The 20,830-nt window shown below is 70.6% G+C and carries 9 protein-coding genes; all 9 read left to right on the top strand.

Going from position 1 to position 20,830, the window contains the following annotated elements:
* The first annotated feature begins 877 nt into the window (after positions 1-877).
* The 9 genes from AC1RLW_RS01815 to AC1RLW_RS01775 are packed head-to-tail and all read left to right on the top strand — an operon-like array spanning position 878 to position 20,821.
* Entirely contained in the window at positions 878-8,092 is a 7,215-nt protein-coding gene (locus AC1RLW_RS01815; RefSeq protein WP_493192066.1) for an amino acid adenylation domain-containing protein, read from the top strand.
* Positions 8,089-13,086 (top strand): amino acid adenylation domain-containing protein, encoded by a 4,998-nt coding sequence (locus AC1RLW_RS01810; protein WP_493192065.1) that lies wholly within the window; start codon positions 8,089-8,091, stop codon positions 13,084-13,086. The genes AC1RLW_RS01815 and AC1RLW_RS01810 overlap by 4 nt, the downstream gene beginning before the upstream one ends.
* Positions 13,087-13,088: 2 nt before the next feature.
* Entirely contained in the window at positions 13,089-13,862 is a 774-nt protein-coding gene (locus tag AC1RLW_RS01805; RefSeq protein WP_493192064.1) for a 4'-phosphopantetheinyl transferase family protein, read from the top strand.
* Complete coding sequence (locus AC1RLW_RS01800; RefSeq protein ID WP_062473265.1) at positions 13,859-14,680, top strand: serine aminopeptidase domain-containing protein; 822 nt, start codon at positions 13,859-13,861, stop codon at positions 14,678-14,680. Before AC1RLW_RS01805 ends, AC1RLW_RS01800 begins: the two co-directional genes overlap by 4 nt.
* Entirely contained in the window at positions 14,673-15,596 is a 924-nt protein-coding gene (locus AC1RLW_RS01795; protein WP_062473263.1) for an alpha/beta hydrolase family protein, read from the top strand. The genes AC1RLW_RS01800 and AC1RLW_RS01795 overlap by 8 nt, the downstream gene beginning before the upstream one ends.
* A 28-nt stretch (positions 15,597-15,624) precedes the next feature.
* A complete protein-coding gene (locus AC1RLW_RS01790) occupies positions 15,625-16,803 on the top strand; it encodes a polysaccharide biosynthesis/export family protein (protein ID WP_062473261.1) in 1,179 nt (392 codons plus the stop codon).
* A 43-nt stretch (positions 16,804-16,846) separates the two neighbouring features.
* On the top strand, positions 16,847-19,126 hold the full coding sequence (locus AC1RLW_RS01785) for a polysaccharide biosynthesis tyrosine autokinase (RefSeq protein ID WP_493192063.1): 2,280 nt from the start codon (positions 16,847-16,849) through the stop codon (positions 19,124-19,126).
* Complete coding sequence (locus AC1RLW_RS01780) at positions 19,123-19,806, top strand: sugar transferase (RefSeq protein WP_493192062.1); 684 nt, start codon at positions 19,123-19,125, stop codon at positions 19,804-19,806. The genes AC1RLW_RS01785 and AC1RLW_RS01780 overlap by 4 nt, the downstream gene beginning before the upstream one ends.
* A 37-nt stretch (positions 19,807-19,843) precedes the next feature.
* Positions 19,844-20,821 carry a GDP-L-fucose synthase family protein gene (locus tag AC1RLW_RS01775; RefSeq protein ID WP_493192061.1) on the top strand — a complete coding sequence of 326 codons (978 nt, stop codon included), beginning with the start codon at positions 19,844-19,846 and terminating at the stop codon, positions 20,819-20,821.
* The last annotated feature ends 9 nt before the right edge of the window (positions 20,822-20,830 follow it).

Below are 20,830 nucleotides of genomic sequence, written 5' to 3'. Positions count from 1 at the left end.
GGCCTGAAAAACCCGTGCCCGCAAAGCATTCGCGCCGCGGTCCGACGGTGAATTGCGGACGAAATGACGGGCCCGCTGCGTCGATGCCCCGACCCGGCTCAGGCCTTCCCGCCGGCGCGACGGAAATCAACCGGGATCAATGCCGGTACCCATGGCGCGACCGCCTTTCCGAAATTTGCCGGCGATTGTCGCAATGCATCCCCGCGCTCCGTGCGCTGACAGAGGGGAAAGTACCTAGACCCCCATTGCTCTCTATTTCATTAAAACAATGGACATCATTTGAATTTCAATGATCGCCAAGAACCACGAAATAATTGCAGCCAGGCACCAAGAATCAGATGATAAGTAACATTTTTCATTAGATCTTTTAGGCCTTTTGAGGATTTCCAAATTCACCCTCTAATTAACCAAAAGACGAAAAAACCATTCCACAGAAGAAAAATATCTACCCCATTCTGAGTGCTCAACTCTCGAATGCCGATTCCTTCCAACTGTCTCAATTCGCGAAAAGTTTCTTGTCAACCGTCAAAACTTGTCTGATTTTAGAAACCTTCATCGAATCGATACCAAAACTCAGACTCTCAGGTCTGCAGACATAGCGAAGAAGAATGGCCATTTTTTCGAATCGACGTTCCATCGTGGCTTCCTACAGGGGTGACAAAACGCCCACCACAAATGGCCTTGGTACCTCAAATGTCATGGCTTAGGTAGTTCGATTCGGAAATATTTATATCCAAATGTAAACATGGAGAAAAGAGCCAAACAGAAGGCTCACCAAGTTCATAGGATCGCGACAAACCAAGAACCAAATCCAATTGAAATCAATTCGATTCCTTCAATTGAATTTTCCATTCACAGTCTGCAGCCGGGTAATTGCATGGAAACCCACATTGCTTCGTCGCCGGAGGCCGCCGTGGCCTCGCTGGCCGCGCTGGGCGATCTGTTCGTGTCGCCGCCCGCGCGCGCGGCGGCAGGCGAACGGCTTGGCGTCTCGCTGGTCCTCGAAGCCGGGTTCGCGCAGCGCTGGCAAGCGTCGCTGGGCACCACGGGGTACCTGCCCGACACGCTCTTCGTGGGTGCCTGGTTGCTGCTGCAATCGCGCTGGCTGGGCACGGCCCTGCCGGGGTCTCACGGCATGCCGACGTCGCTGCCCGGCACCGCCAGCGCGTGGCTGACCCAGCTCGACCTTGACCGACGGACCACGCCGCACACCGCCGACACCCAGCCGCCCCTGCGGCTCGAAGCCCGGACAGAACTCCCCGCCCGCCTGCATCTGGACGTCGACGCGAGCCTGATGGACGCGCCCTGCGCCAGCCGCCTGCTCGCAGCCATCGCCGACACCGCCGCCGATCTGCTGGTGCATCCCGGTGCGGCGCTCCACAACATCCGCGCCCTGCCCGACGCCGACCGCCGCGACCAACTCGCCGCATGGGCCACGCCGCCCGCCGCGCCCGACCTGTCGCTCACCGTGCCCGCCGTGTTCCGCCGCCGGGCCGCGGCCACGCCCGACGCGGTGGCGCTGGTAGAAGGCGACGAAACGATGACCTACGCCGAGCTCGACGCGCGCAGCGACCGGCTCGCACAGCGCCTGCAGCGCGCGGGCGTGCAGGCAGGCGACCCCGTCGGGATGGTGTTCGAGCGCTCGATGGCCGCCATCGTCGCGATGCTCGGCATCCTCAAGGCGGGCGCGGCCTACGTGCCGGTACCCACCGACTTCCCGCCCGAACGCGTCGCCACGATGTTCGACCAGGCCGGCGTGACCCGGGTCGTGACCACCGAGGCGCTGGCCTCTCTCGTGCCAGCCCCCCGCACCGCCGTGCGCATCGACGCACCCGAAGACGGCGTGGACCCCACGCCGTGGACGCCGCCGGCCTTCGACGGCGAATCGCTGGCGTACCTCATGTACACCTCGGGCTCGACCGGCGTACCCAAGGGCATCGAGATCAGCCATCGCGCCATCCTGCGGCTCGTTGTCGATGTCGACTACATCGAACTCGCACCCGGGCGCGCGATGCTGCACGCGGCACCGCTCGCCTTCGACGCCTCGACGCTCGAGGTCTGGGGGCCCTTGCTCAACGGCGGGCGCTGCGTGATCCACGGCGAACGGGTACCCACCGGCGCGGGCCTCGCACGCACCATCGCCCGCCACGAGGTCCACACCGCCTGGCTCACGGCCTCGCTCTTCAACGCCGTGGTCGACGGCGATCCGCAGCACCTCGCGGGCCTGGCGCACCTGTTCACCGGCGGCGAGGCGCTGTCGGTACCCCATGTGCGGCGCGCGCTCGACGCACTCCCCGGGCTCACGCTCAGCAACGGCTACGGGCCGACCGAGTGCACGACCTTCGCGACCACCCACCGCATCGAGCGCGCCGCGATCGCAGCGGGCCCGCGCTCGGTACCGCTCGGGCGCCCGATCAAGGACACCGTGCTGCGCGTGCTGAGCCCGACGCTCGAGCTGCTGCCCAGCGGACTCGTGGGCGAGCTGTGCATCGGCGGACACGGCCTGGCGCGCGGCTACCTGGGGCAACCCGAACTCACGGCCGCGCGCTTCGTGCCCGACCCCTTCGGCGCGCCGGGCGAGCGGCTCTACCGCACCGGCGACCTCGCCCGCTGGCTGCCCGACGGCACCCTCGAGTTCATCGGCCGCATCGACGGCCAGGTCAAGATCCACGGCCACCGCATCGAGACCGGCGAGGTCGAGGCGGCGATCCTCGCGCACCCCGCGGTGCAGTCCTGCGCGGTGGTCGCGCGGCCCGGTCGCGACGGCCAGCTGCGCCTGGTCGCCTACCTGGTCGCCCGCACGCAGAAGCTGGCGTGGGACACGCTGCGCGCGCACCTGGCGGCCCGCCTGCCCGCGGTGATGCTTCCGTCGGCGCAGGTGTGGCTCTCGCAGCTCCCCGTCACGCCCAACGGCAAGCTCGACCGCAACGCCCTGCCCGAACCAACCGCCGAGCGCCCCGAACTCGCGCAGCCCTTCGAGGCCGCGCGCGACGCGCTCGAACAGCAGGTCTGCGACGCCTTCGCACGCGCCCTGGGCATCGACAAGGCCGGGCGCCACGACAACTTCTTCGACCTGGGCGGCAGCTCGCTGCTGGTGCTGCAGGTGCTGGCGGACCTGCAGCGCGAAGGCGCGCCGCCGCTGTCGACCAACCTCTTCTTTCGCCACCCGACGCCGGGCGCCATCGCGGCGCAGCTGCAGTCCGCTGGCGAGGCGCCACAGGCGCCACACCCCGTGCCCGTGCGCGAGGACGCCGCCCGCGTCCCCGAGCCCATCGCTCTCATCGCCACCGCCGGTCGCTTCCCCGGCGCGGGCGATGTGGAGCAGTTCTGGGACAACCTCGTCGCCGGGCGCGACACCATCAGCTTCTTCGATGACGCCAGCCTGGACGCCGGCGTCGGCGAGTCGCTGCGCCGCGATCCGGCCTACGTGCGGGCGCGCGGCGTGATCGACGGCATCGAAGGCTTCGATGCCGCCTTCTTCGGCATCGGCCCGAAGGAAGCCGCGCTCATGGACCCGCAGCACCGCGTGTTCCTCGAGATCTGCTGGGAATGCCTGGAGCGCGCGGGCTACGTGCCCGACGAAGCGCCGGGCCCGGTGGGCGTGTACGCGGGCACGTACAACGCGACCTACTTCCAGCGCCACGTCGCCTCGCGGCCCGACCTCGTGGAGGCCGTCGGCGAGTTCCAGGTGATGCTGGCCAACGAGAAGGACTACATCACCACCCGCGTGGCCAACCGGCTCAACCTGCGCGGGCCGGCGGTGAGCGTCAACACCGCGTGCTCGACCTCGCTGGTCGCGGTGGCCCAGGCCTTCCACGCGCTGCGCACGGGCCAGTGCTACATGGCGCTGGCGGGCGGCGCCTCGGTCACCTGCCCGCCGCGCAGCGGCTACCTCTACAACGAGGGCTCGATGCTCTCGCCCGACGGCCACACGCGCAGCTTCGACGCGCAGGCCAAGGGCACCGTGTTCAGCGACGGCGCCGCCGTGGTGCTGCTCAAGCGGCTGTCCGACGCGCAGGCCGACGGCGACACCGTCTATGCCGTGCTGCGCAGCGCCTGCGTCAACAACGACGGCGGCGCCAAGGCCAGCTTCACCGCGCCCAGCGTGGACGGTCAGGCGGCAGTGATCCGCGCCGCGCTGGCCGCGGCGGACGTGGACGCGCGCAGCATTTCCTACGTGGAAGCGCACGGCACCGCCACGCCGATGGGCGACCCGGTCGAGGTCGAGGCGCTGGCCGTCGCGTACGCCGAGCACACCGACGCGCGGGGCTACTGCACGCTGGGCTCGCTCAAGAGCAACGTGGGCCACATGGTCACGGCCGCGGGCGCCGCCGGCCTCATCAAGACGGCGCTGTCGCTGCACCACGAACTGATTCCGCCCACCGCGCACTTCACGGCGCCGAACCCGGCGATCGACTTCGCGCGCACGCCGTTCCACGTGAGCAACCAGCTGCAGCCGTGGCCGCGAGCCGACCTGCCGCGCCGCGCGGGCGTCAGCTCGTTCGGTGTCGGGGGCACCAACGCGCACGTCGTGCTCGAGGAAGCGCCGGCGCGTCAGGCACGCACCACGCAGCCGGGCGTCCATGTGCTGGCGCTGTCGGCACGCTCGGAGGCCGCGCTGGCGGTCGCGACACAGCGGCTCGCGACGCACCTGGAGGAACAGCCCGGGCTTTGCCTGGCCGACGCGGCGTTCACCCTGTGCGTCGGCCGCAAGGCCCATGCCTTCCGCCGCGCCGTGGTGGCCGGCGATGCGGCGCAGGCCATCGAGGCCTTGCGCTCGGAGAACACGGCGTGGCGCGTGAGCGACCGGATCGCCGAGCGCGCGCCGCAGCCCGTGCTGATGTTCCCGGGCCAGGGCGCGCAGTACCCGGGCATGGGCCGCGCGCTGCATGCGGGCGATCCGGTGTTCGCGGCCGCGTTCGACAACTGCCTGCGCGCCTTCGAGGGCGCACTGGACTTCGACCTGCGCGAGCGCCTGTTCGCAGACGACCCGCAGGCGCTCGCGCCGACGGCCGTCACGCAGCCCGCGCTCTTCACGCTCGAGTACGCGCTCGCACGGCGGCTGCTGTCGCTGGGCCTGCGCCCGCACGCGCTGATCGGGCACAGCGTCGGGGAATTCGTCGCGGCCGTGATCGCCGGCGTGATGCGACTGGAAGACGCGGCCCGGCTCATTGCCCGCCGCGGCGCGCTCATGCAGGCGCAGCCCGCGGGGACGATGCTGTCGGTGCGCCTGGGCGCGGACGCACTGGCCTCGCGGCTCGCGTCCTCGCCCCTGGTCTCGCTCGCCGCGGAGAACGCACCCGGCGCCTGCGTGGCCGCCGGCCCCACCGAGGCCATCGCCGAACTCCAGGCCGCGCTCGAAGCCGAGGGCGTCGCCTGCCGGCTGCTGCAGACCTCGCACGCGTTTCACTCCGCCATGATGGACGCCGCGGTGGCGCCCTTCGAGGCGCTCGTGAGCCAGGTGGCGCTGCACGCGCCGCAGATCCCCCTCTACTCCACGTTCACCGGCCGCCTGCTCGAAGACGCACAGGCCACGAGCCCGGCCTACTGGGCGCAGCACCTGCGCGGCACCGTGCGCTTCTCGCCCGCCCTGCAAAGCGCGGCGGACGACGCCACCCATCCGGTGTTCGTGGAGGTCGGTCCCCGCAACACGCTGGCCGCGCTGGTGCGCCAGCACCGCCTGCCAGGCCTGGCCCCGGCATCGAAGGCCGGCGCGGTGGCGGTGTCGCTGCTGCACGGCGAGCCGGCCGACGAGACCCGCACCCTGCGCCTGGCCGCCGCGCGCCTGTGGACCTGCGGCGCCGAGGTCGACCTTGCCCTGCTCGCACCGCGCGCCGGCGCCCGGCGCGTGTGCCTGCCCACCTACCCGTTCGAACGCAAGCGCCTGTGGGTCGACATCGCGCTCACCGCGCCGGTGTCACCGGCCCTTGCGCCTGCCCTGCCTGTTTCATTGGAGCCGATCGTGACCGCTGCAGCGCCCTCGCCTGACCTTCCTCCGCCTTCTTCCCCGCCGCCCGAGGCGTCGCGCGCGGCGTCGGTCGACAGCCGATTGCGGGCCCTGTTCGAAGACATCTCGGGCATCGACATGGCCCAGGCCGAGGGCCAGGCCTCGTTCGGCGAGATCGGGATGGACTCGCTCACGCTGACCCAGGCGGCCACGCAGATCAAGAAACGCTTCAAGGTCGAGCTGAGCTTCCGTCAGCTGATGGAGAACTACCGCAGCTTCGACGCACTGGCCGCGTACCTGCTGCAGAGCCTGCCGCCCGAGGCCGAGCCTGTGGCCGTGCCCCCCACGCCTGCCATGCCCGCCATGCCTGCGGCCTCCGCCGTGCAGGTGTCGATGCCAATGCCACCGCCAGGGCTTGCGCAGCCCACCGGCCTGCTGAACCAGGTGATCGCGCAGCAGATGGAGCTGATGCGCCAGCAGCTCGCGCTCCTGTCCGGCGCGGCCGCGCCAGTGGCGGTGGCAGCGATGCCCGTGGCGGCCGAGGCCGCACCCACCGCGCAGCCACAGCCGCCCGCCGAAGCGCCGCTTCGCTACGACGTCAACAAGGCCTTCGGCGCCATCGCCCGCATCCACACCCAACGCACCGCCGAACCCAGCGCGCGGCAGAAGGCACGGCTGGCGACCTTCGTGCGGCGCTATGTCGAGCGCACGCCAAAGAGCAAGCGCTTCACCGAGGACAACCGCGCCCACATGGCCGATCCGCGCGTGGTCAACGGCTTCCGTCCGCTGACCAAGGAGATCACCTACCAGATCGTGATCGAGCGTTCCAAGGGCTCCCGGCTCTGGGACCTCGACGGCAACGAGTACGTCGACGCGCTCAACGGCTTCGGGCTGAACCTGTTCGGCTGGCAACCCGATTTCGTGCAGGACGCCGTGCGGGCCCAGCTCGATGCGGGCTACGAGATCGGGCCGCAGCATCCGCTCGCGGCCGACGTGACCCGCCTCATCTGCGAACTCACGGGCAGCGAGCGCGCCGGCCTGTGCAACACCGGCTCCGAGGCCGTGATGGCGGCGCTGCGCATCGCGCGCACCGTCACCGGCCGCAGCACGGTGGTGGCCTTCACGGGCTCCTACCACGGCACCTTCGACGAAGTGCTGGTGCGCGCCGGCAAGGGCGGCAAGGGCCTGTCGGCCGCTCCCGGCGTGATGAGCGGCATGTTCGGCGACATCCGCGTGCTCGACTACGGCACGCCCGAGGCGCTGGCCTTCATCCGCGACAACGCCGCGGACCTGGCGGCCGTGCTGGTCGAGCCAGTGCAAAGCCGCCGCCCCGACTTCCAGCCGCGCGAGTTCCTGCACGACGTGCGCGACGTCACCGCGAAGAACGGCTGCTGCCTCATCTTCGACGAGGTCATCACCGGCTTTCGCAGCGCGCTGGGCGGCGCGCAGGAACTGTTCGGCGTGCGCGCCGACCTGGCCACCTACGGCAAGGTGATCGGCGGCGGCTTTCCGGTCGGCGTGATCGCCGGCAAGCGCGAGTTCATGGACGCGCTCGACGGCGGCGCCTGGCAGTACGGCGACGACTCGATCCCGGGCGTGGGCGTGACCTACTTCGCCGGCACCTTCGTGCGCCATCCGCTGGCGCTCGCCGCGGCCAAGGCCTCGCTCACGCACCTGAAGGAGGCCGGGCCCGCGCTGCAGGCCGGGCTCACCGCGAGCACGACCGCCATGGCCACGGAGCTCTCGGGCTGGTGCCAGGAGGTCGGCGCGCCGATCGAGATCCGCCATTTCGCGTCGCTGTGGCGCGTGAGCTGGCTCGAAGACCAGCCGCTGCAGGACCTGCTGTTCGCCATGATGCGCAGCCGCGGCGTGCACATCCTGGACAACTTCCCGTGCTTCCTCACGAGCGCGCACAGCGCCGAGGACATCGCCTTCCTGCAGCGCGCCTTCAAGGAATCGGTCGCCGAGATGCAGGAATCCGGCTTCCTTCCGCGCCGCGCTCCCGCCCCCACCCGCTTCGACGCGCGCAAGCCCGTCGAGGACGGCAGCGTGCTGGCCCGCGACAGCGACGGCCAGCCGTACTGGTACGTACCCGAAGACGCCGCCTTGCACGAGCGCCTCATCAACGGAAAGGCCGCAGCATGAACGCCGCACTCAAGCCCACCGCGAGCGGTGGCCTCGTCGAATGCATCATCGCGACCACCGAGTCGCAGCGCGAAATCTGGCTCGGCGCCACGCTGAGCCCCGAGGCCTCGATGGCCTACAACGAGTCGGTCGTGCTGCGCCTGCGCGGCGCGCTGGACGGCGACGCCTTGGCGCGCGCCACCGACCGGCTGCTCGAACGCCACCAGGCGCTGCGCGCCACCATCTCGCCGGACGGCACCTTCATGCTGGTCAGCCCCCCGGCCGGGAACCACCTGGTCCGCCAGGACCTGGGTGGGCTGGCGCCCGAAGCCCTCGCGCAGGCGCTGCACGCGGCCCATGACGAGGCGGTCTGCACGCCGTTCTCGCTCGAGCACGGGCCGCTGTTCCGGGCGGTGCTGTACCGCCTGGGCGATGACGAGCACGAGCTCGTGATGTCGGCGCACCACGTGGTCTGCGACGGCTGGTCGTGGGCGGTCATCACCGAGCAGCTGGGCCACCTCTATGCCGAGGAAACCGGCATCGGGCTGAAGCTCAAGGCCGCACCGCTCTTCGCGGACTTCGCCGCCGAGGAAGCCGTCGCGGCCGCGAGCCCCGACATGCAGGCGCACATCGACTACTGGCTGGAGCGCTTTGCCGGCAACACGCAGCCCGTGCTCGACCTGCCGCTGGACCGCCCCCGCCCGGCCGCGCGCACCTTCAATTCGCGCCGCGCCGAACGCCTGCTCGACCGGCGCGTGGTCGGCGCCGTGCGCATCGCGAGCACCAAGGCCGGCGTCAGCCTGTTCACGGGCCTGCTCAGCGGTTTCGTCGCGACGCTGCACCGCCTCACGGGCCAGGAAGACATCGTGGTCGGCATCCCGACCTCGGGGCAGCTCGCGCACGACGTGCCCGGCCTGGTCGGCCATTGCGTGAACCTGCTGCCGCTGCGCATCGCCGCGCACCCCGCCATGCGCTTCGACGCGCTGATGGACGAATGCAGCACCGCCGTGCTCGATGCCTTCGATCACCAGGCCCTGACCTACGGCGCGCTGCTGGGCCAGCTGTCGCTCGAGCGCGACCCGAGCCGGCTGCCGCTGGTGAGCGTGACCTTCAATGTCGACCCCGACGTGGCGAGCAGCGCGCAGGCCTTCACCACGCTCGACGTGGTGCAGGACACCATCGCCCGGCGCTACGAGAACTTCGAACTCTTCGTGAACCTGCGCCCGCACGCCGGCAGCCTGCAGGTCGAGGCGCAATACAACACCGACCTGTTCGACGACGTGAGCGTGCAGCGCTGGCTCGACATGTTCGAGTGCGTGCTGCAGTCGGCCGCGCACAAGCCCGACGACACCATCGGCGGGCTCGACGTGCTGTCGGCCGGCGCCGCACGTGCGCTGCTGGCGCTGCAGCCCGCGCGCGTGCCGCTGCGCGGCGCGCCGCTGGCGCACGCCGGCTTCGTGGCGCGCGTGCCGCAGCAGCCGCACCGCCCGGCAGTGCGCGACGGCGCGCGCAGCTGCAGCTACGGCGAACTCGAGGCGCTGTCCAACCGCCTGGCGCGTGCGCTGCGCGCGCGCGGCGTGGGCCGCGGCCAGCGCGTGGGGCTGTGCCTCGAACGCAGCCTGGAGATGGTCGTCGCCATGCTGGGCATCCTCAAGGCGGGGGCGTCCTACGTGCCGATGGACACCTCATTTCCGCAGGCGCGGCTGGACCATTACGCCAGCGACGCCACCCTCAGCCTGATGCTGACCTCGTCCGACATCGCGGTGGCGCCGCGCGACTGGCGCGCCGACGCCGACCAGCGCGTCTTCGAGATCGATCGCGACACCGCCTGGCGCCAGCTGTCGGGCGAAGCGCTGCCGCCGAGCAGCGACGACCCCGGCTCCGAAGACGCCGCGTATGTGATCTACACCTCCGGCTCGACCGGCCTGCCCAAGGGCGTCATCGCGCACCACCGGGGCGTGGCGCACCTGCTGCAGTGGATGCAGCGCGAATCGGGCATCGGCCCGTCCGACCGCATCGCCGCCGTCACCACGCTGTCGTTCGACATGGCCGTGCCCGACCTGCTGCTGCCGCTGGCGGCAGGCGCCGAACTCGTGATGGTGCAGCGCGAGGTCGCCATGGACGGCAACCGCCTGTCGCAGGCGCTCGACGACGAACAGATCACGCTGCTGCAGGCCACGCCCGGCATGTGGCAGCTGCTGCTCGATGCCCAGTGGGCCGGCGGCACGCCCGGTTTCCGCGGCTGGACCGGCGGCGAGGCGCTGCGCCCGAGCATGGCGCTGGCGCTGTGCGAGCGCATGGAAGGCCTGTGGAACGGCTACGGCCCGACCGAGACGACGGTGTACTCCACGGCCTGGCATGTGCGTCCCGAAGAGATCGCCTCGCGCGGCATCTCGATCGGCAGGCCCGTCGACAACACCGAGATCTGGATCCTCGACGCCGACCTGCAGCCCTGCCCGATCGGCGTGCCTGGCGAAATCTGCATCGCGGGCGAAGGCGTCTCGCTGGGCTACCTCGACCGCCCCGCACTGACCGCCGAGCGCTTTGTCACGGTGCGCATCTTCGGCGCCACGAAGAAGGTCTACCGCTCCGGTGACCGCGGCCGCTGGCGCAACGACGGGCTGCTCGACCACCTCGGCCGGCTCGACTTCCAGGTCAAGGTGCGCGGCTACCGCATCGAGCCCGGCGAGATCGAGGTGCGCTGCTGCGAAGTGGCCGGCGTCTCGCGCAGCGTGGTCGTGGCCCGCGAGGACAACCCCGGCGACGTGCGCCTGGTGGCCTACCTGGCGCTGCTGCCCGGCGGCGGTTTCGACCTCGATGCGCTGATGGTGCACCTGCGCAAGCACCTGCCGGCCTTCATGCTGCCGCAGCACGTGGTGACGCTCGACGCCCTGCCCACGCTGGCCAACGGCAAGGTCGACCGCGTCTCGCTGCCGCCGCCGCAGGCGGTGGCGCGCAACGAAGTGCGGCGCGGCGCCGGTCCGCGCAACGCGCACGAGCGCAAGGTGCTCGCGGTCATGGAGAAGGTGCTGAGCCTGCCGGGCCTGGACATGCACGACAACTTCTTCACCATGGGCGGCCACTCGCTGCTGGCCGCGCGGCTCACCACGCTGCTGAGCCGCGAGTTCCAGGTCACGCTGCCGCTGCGCGCGCTGTTCGAGGCGCCCACGGCCGAGAAGCTGACCGCGGTCATCGAGGCCCTGCAGGGCGCGGGCGTCGGCCTGCAGGCGCCGATTGCCTGCCACCCGGATCGCCGCAGCGCGCCGCTCACGCCCTCGCAGGAACGCATCCGCTTCATGGAGCAGCTGTACACGGGCCGGTCGGTCTACAACGCGCCCTCGGCGCAGCGGCTCACCGGCAAGCTCGACGCCGCGCGCTTCGAAGGCGCGCTGCGCGAGATGATCCGCCGCCAGCCGTCGCTGCGCACGCGCATCGGCTTCGACGAGGACACGGGCCGCCCGATCCAGTCGATCGCGGAGTCGGTGGAGTTCGCCCTGCCGCTGGTCGACCTGCGCGGCCTGCCCGCTGACCAGCGCGAGGCCGAGCTGGTCGAGCAGATGCAGGAGCTGGCCGACCGGCCGCTCGACATCCACAGCGCACCGATGATGCGCGCGACCCTGTTCCAGCTCGACGACAACGAGCACGTCTTCCTGTTCGTGCCGCATCACCTGATCTGGGACGGCTGGTCCTTCGACCTGATGCAGCGCGAACTGGGCGCGTTCTACGACGCCGCCGAACGCGGCCGTCCGCACAACCTGCCCGCGCTCGCCACCACCCACGGCGACTATGCCGAGTGGCTCGAGAAATGGCTGACCGAGCCTGCCTGCGAGGAGCAGCTCGCGTTCTGGCGCGGCCGGCTCGCCAGCGCCAGGGCCGTGCGCCCGCCCCGCACCGACATGCCGCGCCGCGCGGGCAAGAGCGGCCAGGGCGGCGCGCACTGGATCCACATCGACCTGCAGAGCACGCAGCGGCTGCGCGAGGTGGCGCGCGACATGGACGTGACGCTCAGCATGCTGACCTTCGGCATCTACGCGCTGACCATGGCCCAGGCGACCGGCAACGACGCCATCGTCATCGCGAACCCGGTGCGTGGGCGCCAGCAGGCCGAGACGGAAGACGTCATGGGCTTCTTCAACAACGTGCTGCCGGTCTCGCTCGCGGTCGACATGGCGCTGCCGCTGCCCGACTTCATGCGCTACGTGAAGCAGGAGCTGCTGTCGATGATGAACCACCAGCAGGTGCCGTTCGAGCGCCTGATGGCCGAGCCCGGCTATGCGGGGCAGATCAAGGCCTCGGGGCCCTACCAGGCGATGTTCTCGTTCCAGGACGCCCGCGAACGCGCGCGCACCGTCGGCAGCCTGCAGACCCGCCAGGTGCACGTGATGCAGCACGGCGCCACCGACGACGTCGGCGTGTGGCTGATGGACAAGCCGCACGGCCTGGAAGGCGCGCTGCTCTACAACGCCGACGTCTACCTGCGCGAGACCGGCGCCCAGTTGCGCGAACGCTACCTCGAGGTGCTGGGCCGCGTCGCCGACCACCCGGGGGCCACGCTCGCCGAGATCGCCAGCACCGAAGGCTCGGCCAGCGCGCGCTATCTGCGCAAGCTGGCGGCCGACGAGGCGGAGAAGAGTGCGCCGGCCGATCCCCTCAACGGCGACGCGCGCGAGGCGAAGCGCGGACTGCTCAGCCCCGAGCACGCCCAGCTGGCCCAGATCTGGGCCGACGTGATCGGCATCGACGTCGACGAGATCCGCGCCAGCGACAACTTCTTCGACCTCGGCGGCGACTCGCTGCTGGTGCTGCGCGCCGTGCAGCAGGCGGCGCAGACGTTGGGGCACCGCGTGGAGCCGCGCCGCTACCTGTTCGAGAACCTCGGGCAGATCGCGTCCTCGGCGCACGGCACGCCGCACGGCGTGCCTTCGGACCTCGCCGACCTGGCCGCCGGCACGGCCGCGCATGCACAGCGCGGCGGGCTGCTCGGCGCACTCGGCAGCTGGCTGCGCAAGGGGTGACCATGACCGGCGCCGCCAACGCACTGTCCATCGACGCACCGGTCTGCCGGTACGTCGAGCTGGACAGCTTCACCGACACCCTGCCCGCCCAGGTCCTGTCGGAAGAGGAGCGCGCGCGTGCGCAGAATCTGCGCTTTCCCGTGGACCGCCAGCGCTTCCTGGCGGCCCATGTCGCGCTGCGCCAGGCGCTGTGCGCGTACACGGGCCTGGCCCCTGACGCACTGACGCTGGCCACCGGCGCCTTCGGCAAGCCGTCGCTGGCGGGGCATCCGCGCACCCAGTTCTCGCTGAGCCACAGCCAGGGCCTGGCATTGATCGCCATCGGCGGGCGCGGCCCGCTGGGCGCCGACGTCGAGCTGCTGCGCCCGATGCCGGACGCGGCCGACCTGGCGGCGGCGCATTTCACGCGGCGCGAACAGGAGGCGCTGGCCGCCTTGCCCGCCGACGAACGCGACCGCGCCTTCCTGACCTGCTGGACCCGCAAGGAAGCCTGCCTGAAGGCCATCGGCGTGGGCCTGCTGGTGTCGCCGCAGAGTTTCGACGTGGGCCTGGCACCGGACAGCCGCAGCGTCGAGCTGCCGGTGGCCGGCCGCATCCTGGTGCTGGCGCTGGGGCCCGCGCCCGCGCGTGCGGACAGCGTGGGTTCGCTCGCCGAATGGCGCCATACCGAAGCCCGCGCGCGACCCTCGCAGGCCGACCCCGAAGGCCGCCGCATGCGCCCCCTGAATCCGCGCAAGGGGATGAGCGAAGCGCGATGCGCAGGGGGTGTTGCATGACCCTCTTCACGCCCCTCATGTTCGGGCCGGCCTCGCGCCAGGTCTTCGGCGCGTTCCACGCCGCCGACGACCACCGGGGCGAGCCCACCGCGGTGCTGCTGTGCCCGCCTTTCGGGCAGGAGGGCCTGCGCACCCACCGCTTCTTCAAGGTGCTGGCCGAACGCCTCGCGCGCGCCGGCATCGCCACGCTGCGCTTCGACTTCTACGGCTCCGGCGACTCGCCGGGCGACGAGAGCGAGGGCGAGCTCGACGGCTGGCGCCGCGACCTGTGCGCGGCGCACGAGGAGCTGCGGCGGCACGCACCGCATGCCGCCATCGTGTGGATCGGCGCGCGGCTGGGTGCCACCCTGGCCGTGCTGGCCGCGCGCAACGGGCGCTGCGACCCGGCGCGGCTGGTGCTCTGGGAGCCGGTGATCGACGGGCCGGGCTACGCGCGCCTGCTGCGCGAACGCCACGTCGAGGCGATCGACACGACCTTCTGCATTCCCGACCTGTCCTGGCGCCGCAACCTCGCGCGGGAACCGGACGCGCTGCCCGAGGAGGCGCTGGGCGTGCGTCTCTCGCCGGCGCTGCAGGCGCAGCTGCGCGCCCTCACGCCGCAGTCGCTGCCGCTCACGGCCCTGCACGACACCCTGGTGCTGGCCCCGCCCGACGACACGTCCACCGCGCAATGGGCGGCCGAGCAGCAGTCGCGCCACATGCCGGTGCGCCTGGCCTACCTGAGCCACCCGCTGGACTGGACGTCCGACCCCTTTCCCCACAGCGCGATGGTGCCGGCCGATGCGCTCAACCGCCTGCAGGGAGCCATCCATGAATGACATGACGCAGACCCCGGTGTGCTTCGGCCCCGGCAACGCACTGATGGGCATGCTCACCCTCCCCGCGCAGCGCGTGCCGGCGCCCGTCGCCTGCCTGATGTTCAACATGGGCGCGAACCACCGCGTCGGGCCGCGCCGCATCAATGTGAAGCTGGCGCACCTGCTGGCCGCGCGCGGCGTGGGCAGCCTGCGCTTCGACCTGGGCGGCATCGGCGACAGCGAGGCGCTGGACACCGGGCCCGACCTGCAGACGCGCGCGGTGCACAGCCTGCAGGCCGCCATGGACCTCGTGCAACGCATGCAGGGCATCGGCCAGTTCGCGACCGTGGCCATGTGCTCGGGCGTGGAGCACGCCATGTCGGCCGCCGCGGTGGACGCGCGCATGGTGGCGCTCTCGCTGTTCGACGGCTTTGCCTTCCCCCAGCGGCGCACGCGCTGGGAGCTCACGGTGCGCCGCGCGCTCGCGGCGCCGCTGCACCCGTCGTTCCCCGGCAAGGCGCGGCGCTGGGTGCTGCGCCATCTGCCGGGCAGCACGGTGGGCAAGCCGCTGCCGGGCTACTTCGTGGACCGGCGGCCGCCCAACGTCAACGCGATCTGGTTCGAAGCCACGATGAAGCGGCTGGTCGAACGCGAGGTGGCTGTGCAGCTGCTGTATTCGGGGTCGCTGCATGTCTGCGACCGCGACCGCGACCAGCTCGGCGCCCTGCGCCGCGAACCGTTCATGCAGGGCCTGCAGTACGAGTTCATGCGGGACGTGGACCACACCGTCTGCACGGTGAAGGGCCAGCAGCTCTTCCTGCAGTCCGTCGGCGACTGGGTCGTCGAGCACTGTCTGGCCACCGGCAGCCCGCAGCGGCAGGACCGCCCGGCGACAGGCACCCCGCGCGCGATCCCGGCCACGCTCGCCGCGCCCTGAAACAACAACCGAAGCCAAGGAGATTGCCATGACATCCGCAACCCCAGCGAACCCGCGCGGCGAGCGCCTCCTCGCCACCGAGGGCGCCCGCGCCCTTCCCGGTGGCCGCTTCCGGTCGCGTGCCATGGCGCTGCTGCTGTCGCTCGGCTTGTGCGGCTGCGCACCCGGCTTCGGCACGCCGGGCCCGCTGCAGTCGGCCGACGGCACGGCCGGCGGCCGGATCGCGGCCATCACGCCGGAGCTGGTCCGCGCGCAACTCGCCGGCAACACGGGCATCCCGCCCGACGTGAAGGCGCTGTTCGGCCGGCCCGCGCCCTACACCATCGGGCCGGGGGACGTGGTGGGCATCACCGTCTACAACAACCCCGAGCTGCAGCCCAACCTGGGCGCGGTGATCGCGCAGCAGAGCGACCCGACCGGCGTCACCGTGGCGCCGGGCTTCATCGTCGATGCCGCGGGCGAGATCAGCTTTCCCTACATCGGCCGCACCCGGCTGCAGGGCCTGACGGAAAGCGGTGCGTCCGAGCTGATCGCCAAGCGCATCGGCAGCATCATCAAGGCACCGCTGGTGAGCGTGCGCATCCAGTCGTTCCGCAGCCAGCGCGCCTATGTCGAGGGCGAGGTCCGCACGCCGGGGCTGCAGATCTTCACGGACATCCCGATGACGCTGTCCGAGGCGCTCAACCGCGCGGGCAGCATCACCGCCGGGGGCGACCGTTCGCATGTGACGCTCACGCGCGGCGACCGCACGGTGGTCATCGACCTGATGCAGCTCAAGCGCTTCGGCGCCGACGCCAACAACATCCCGCTGCGCAACGGCGACATCGTGTACGTCGGCAGCCGGGACGACAGCCGCATCTACGTGATGGGCGAGATCCTGCGGCCCTCGGCGCTGCTGATGCGCAACGGCCGCATGAGCCTGAACGAGGCCCTCGGCGATGCGGGCGGGCCCGACCTGCTCACGGCCGACCCCGGGCAGATCTACGTGATCCGCAACTCGCCGCAGACGCCCGACACGCCGCAGATCTTCAGCCTGAACGCGAAGAACCCGGCCGCACTCGCGCTGGCCGACCGCTTCGAGCTGCGGCCGCGCGACGTGGTCTACGTCGACCGCGTGCCGCTGGTCTCGTGGAACCGGGTCGCCAACCTGATCCTTCCCGCCGCCCAGGTGATCAACCTCGCGCGCGACACCGCCCGCAGCAGGTAGGCCGCGCAGCCCCGGCCCGAACACGACAAAGAAGGTGAAGCCCATGAATGCGCGTTGGTACCCCCCGCTTCCCGCACCGTACAGCCCGGAACCCGAGCGCCCGCACTCGCGGTTCAAGGAATACGTCGACCTGATGCTGGACAACCGATGGCTGATCGCCTCGGTCACCGCCGCGGTGTTGGTGCTGGGCGCGGGCTACGCGCTCTTCGGGCCGCGCGTGTACGAAGCGAACGTGCTGATCCAGCTCGAGGATGCCGAACGCTCGCCCGGCGGCGCGGGCGATGCCGCGGTCAACGGCGTGGGCGTGAAGACGCCGACCTCGGGCGAGGCCGAGATCCTGAAGTCGCGCATGGTGCTCGGCCAGGCGATCGAGAACACCAAGCTGTTCATCAAGGCACGCCCGCACTACATCCCGGTCGTGGGCGCGTTCATGGCGCGGCATTCCAAGACGCTGTCCAGGCCGGGCTTCCTCGGCATGCGCGGCTACGTGTCGGGCACCGAGCGGATCGCGGTCGCGCAGATGGACGTGCCGCCGGCCCTCGAGGGCAAAAAATTCCTGCTGACCACTGGCAAGGACGGCACCTACACCCTGACGCACCCCGACCTCGACACCCCGCTGCACGGCCGGGTCGGCGAGCCGCAGGACAGCTCGGTGCCGGGCGGAACGGTCCACCTGCTCGTGGCCTCGATCGACGCCCGGCCCGGCGCCGCCTTCGAGCTGACGCGGCATTCCACGCAGCTCACCATGCTCGAGCTGCAGCGCGAGCTGCGCGTGATCGAGAAAGGCAAGCAGTCCAGCGTGATCGACGTGAGCTGGCAGACCGACGATCGCGAGCACCTGGCGAACCTGCTCAACGAAGTGGCGCGCCTGTACATGCGCCAGAACATCGACCAGAAGACCGCGCAGGCCGAGCGCACGCTGAACTTCCTGGGCACCGAGCTGCCCAAGTTCAAGCAGCAGCTGGAACAGTCCGAAGAGGCCTACAACCAGTACCGCAACCAGAACGGAACCATCAGCCTGGACGACGAGGCGCGCAACGCGCTGTCGCAGAACGTCGACCTGCAGGCCAAGCTGCTCGACGCGCGCCAGAAGCGCCTGGACCTGGCGAGCCGCTTCACCAGCCAGCACCCGATGCTGATCACGCTCGACGCGCAGATCGCCTCGTTGCGCAAGGAACTGGGCGGCGTGGACAACCGCATCCGCCGCATGCCGATGCTGCAGCAGAACTCGCTGCGCATGCAGCGCGACATCAAGGTCAACACCGAGCTCTATTCGTCGCTCTTGAACAGCTCGCTGCAGATGCGCCTGGCCCGCGAAGGCCGCATCGGCAACGTGCGCGTGCTCGACCAGGCGCTGTCGCCCGAGAAGCCGGTGCGGCCCAAGGCGGTGATCGTGATGGCGCTGGCGCTGGTCGTGGGGCTGTTCCTGGGCGCGGTCACGTCGGTGCTTCGCAAGGTGCTCAAGAACACGGTCGCCACCCCCGACGAGATCGAGATGCGCACCGGCCTGAACGTCTACAGCACGATCGCACTCAGCACGCGGCAGGGCACGCTCGACCGCGCCATCCGCCAGGGCAAGCCCGGCGTGAAGCTGCTGGCGGCCTCGCACCCGGACGACCCGGCGCTCGAAGGCGTGCGCAGGCTGCGCACCGCGCTGGGCTTCCTGATGGCGGGCGCGCAGAACAACCGCATCCTGCTGACCAGCGCCACGCCGGGCGCGGGCAAGACCTTCCTGTCGGCGAATTTCTCGGCCGTGCTGGCGGCCTCCGGCAGGCGCGTGCTGCTGATCGACGCCGACATGCGCCGCGGCAAGCTGGCGAGCCAGTTCGGGCTCAAGGCGACCACCGGCCTGTCGGAGCTGATCGCCGGCACCGCCACGCTCGCGCAAGCGGTGCATGCGCAGGTGCTGCCGCACCTGGACGTGATCACCACCGGCAAGCTGCCGCTCGATCCGGCCACGATGATGGGTTCCACTGCGTTCACGCGGTTGCTGGAGACCCTCTCGGCGCTCTACGACGCCGTGGTCATCGATGCGCCGCCGATCCTGCTGGCGACCGAGACCGTGGCGATGTCACCGGACGTGGGCACCCTGATGCTCGTGGCCCGCGCCGGCGACAGCGAACTGGGCGACCTGGTGGAGAGTGCCAAGCGGCTGGCGCATGTGGGCGCGGCGTTCCACGGCGTGGTGCTCAACGCGCAGGACGCGCGGCAACGCCACAACGCCTACGGCTACGACTACGGGCCCTACGGCCTGCCGCCGAACATCTATCCGCCCGCGCTGGGGCACACCCCCCGCGCCGAACCGGAGCGCGCGACATCATGAGCACGCACCTTTCACGCACGCCGCACCGCAGCACCGCCGCACGCCCCGTGCCGGTGGGCGGCTCGCGGCTCCTGCAGGCCGCCAAGCGCGCCATGGACATCCTCCTGGCGGGCGCCTTCTTCCTGTTCCTGGGCTGGGCCTACGCGCTGATCGCCCTCGGCGTGCTGCTGACCTCGGGCGGCCCGGCCATCTACGTGCAGCCGCGCTACGGCCGCGACGGCCGGATCTTCCGCTTCTACAAGTTCCGCACCATGGCGCCCGACGCCGATGCCGTGCTGGCCCGGCACCTGCGCGAGAACGACGCGGCGCGGCGCGAATGGGAGAAGTTCCAGAAGCTCGAGCACGACCCGCGGATCACCCGCTTCGGCGCCTTCCTGCGCCGCTACAGCATCGACGAGTTCCCGCAGTTCTGGAACGTGCTCAAGGGCGACATGAGCATGGTCGGCCCGCGCCCCTGCATGTTTGCGCAGAAGGAACTCTACGGCCCGTACTGGGCGTACTACTGCGCCGTGCGCCCGGGCATCACGGGCCTGTGGCAGATCAGCGGACGCAACGAGGTGAGCTACCGCCGCCGCGCCGCCATGGACGCCGAGTACGTCGCCACGCTGTCGCTGCTGCGCGACGTGGTGATCCTGCTGAAGACCTTCCGCGTCGTGCTCGGAGCGCGCGGTTCGCGCTGAGACCCGCAGCCCCCTCTTCCTTCACTGAAAGAACGCCATGCGAATCTATGTTGCAGGTCATCGCGGAATGGTCGGCCAGACGCTCACGAGGCGCCTGGGCGAACTCGGCCACGAGGTCGTGACGCGCAGCCACGCCGAGCTCGACCTGCTCGACCAGGCGGCCGTCGCGCGCTTCTTCGCGACCGAGCGCATCGACCAGGTCTACGTGGCGGCGGCCAAGGTCGGCGGCATCCACGCCAACATGACCTACCCCGCGCAGTTCATCTACGAGAACCTGCTGATCGCGGCGAACCTCACGCACCAGGCCTTTCTCGCCGGCGTCAAGCGGCTGCTGTTCCTCGGCTCGAGCTGCATCTACCCGCGCCTGGCCGAACAGCCGATCCGCGAAGAGGCCCTGCTCACCGGCAAGCTCGAGCCCACCAACGAGCCCTACGCGATCGCCAAGATCGCGGGCATCAAGCTGTGCGAGAGCTACAACCGGCAGTACGGCGCCACGCACGGCGTCGACTTCCGCAGCGTGATGCCGAGCAACCTCTACGGGCCCGGCGACAACTACCACCTGGAGAACAGCCACGTGGTGCCCGCGCTGATCCAGCGCTTTCACCTGGCCAAGATCAGCCGCACGCCGAGCGTGCTGATCTGGGGCAGCGGCCGGGCACGGCGCGAGTTCCTGTACGTGGACGACATGGTCGAAGGCTGCCTGGACGTGATGAACCTGTCGCGCGCCGCCTACGACCAGCACACCGATCCGATGCGCGGCCACATCAACCTCGGCACGGGCGAGGACGTCTCGATCGCCGAACTGGTGGAGCACATCCGCGAGGTCGTGGGCTACGAGGGCAGCATCCACTACGACCTGGCCCAGCCCGACGGCGCACCGCGAAAGCTGCTGGACGTGTCGCGCGCGGCCAGCTTCGGGTGGCACGCCACCGTGCCGCTGGCCGAAGGGCTGCGCCGCACCTATGCGGACTACCAGACGGCGCGCCGGACCGCCACAGAGGCCGAGCACGCCTGAAGCAGAAAC

The organism is Variovorax sp. GW822-FHT04A09 (assembly GCF_058801005.1).
The sequence above is the reverse complement of the archived record's forward strand: the minus strand, read 5'-3'. Positions and strand labels throughout refer to the sequence as shown.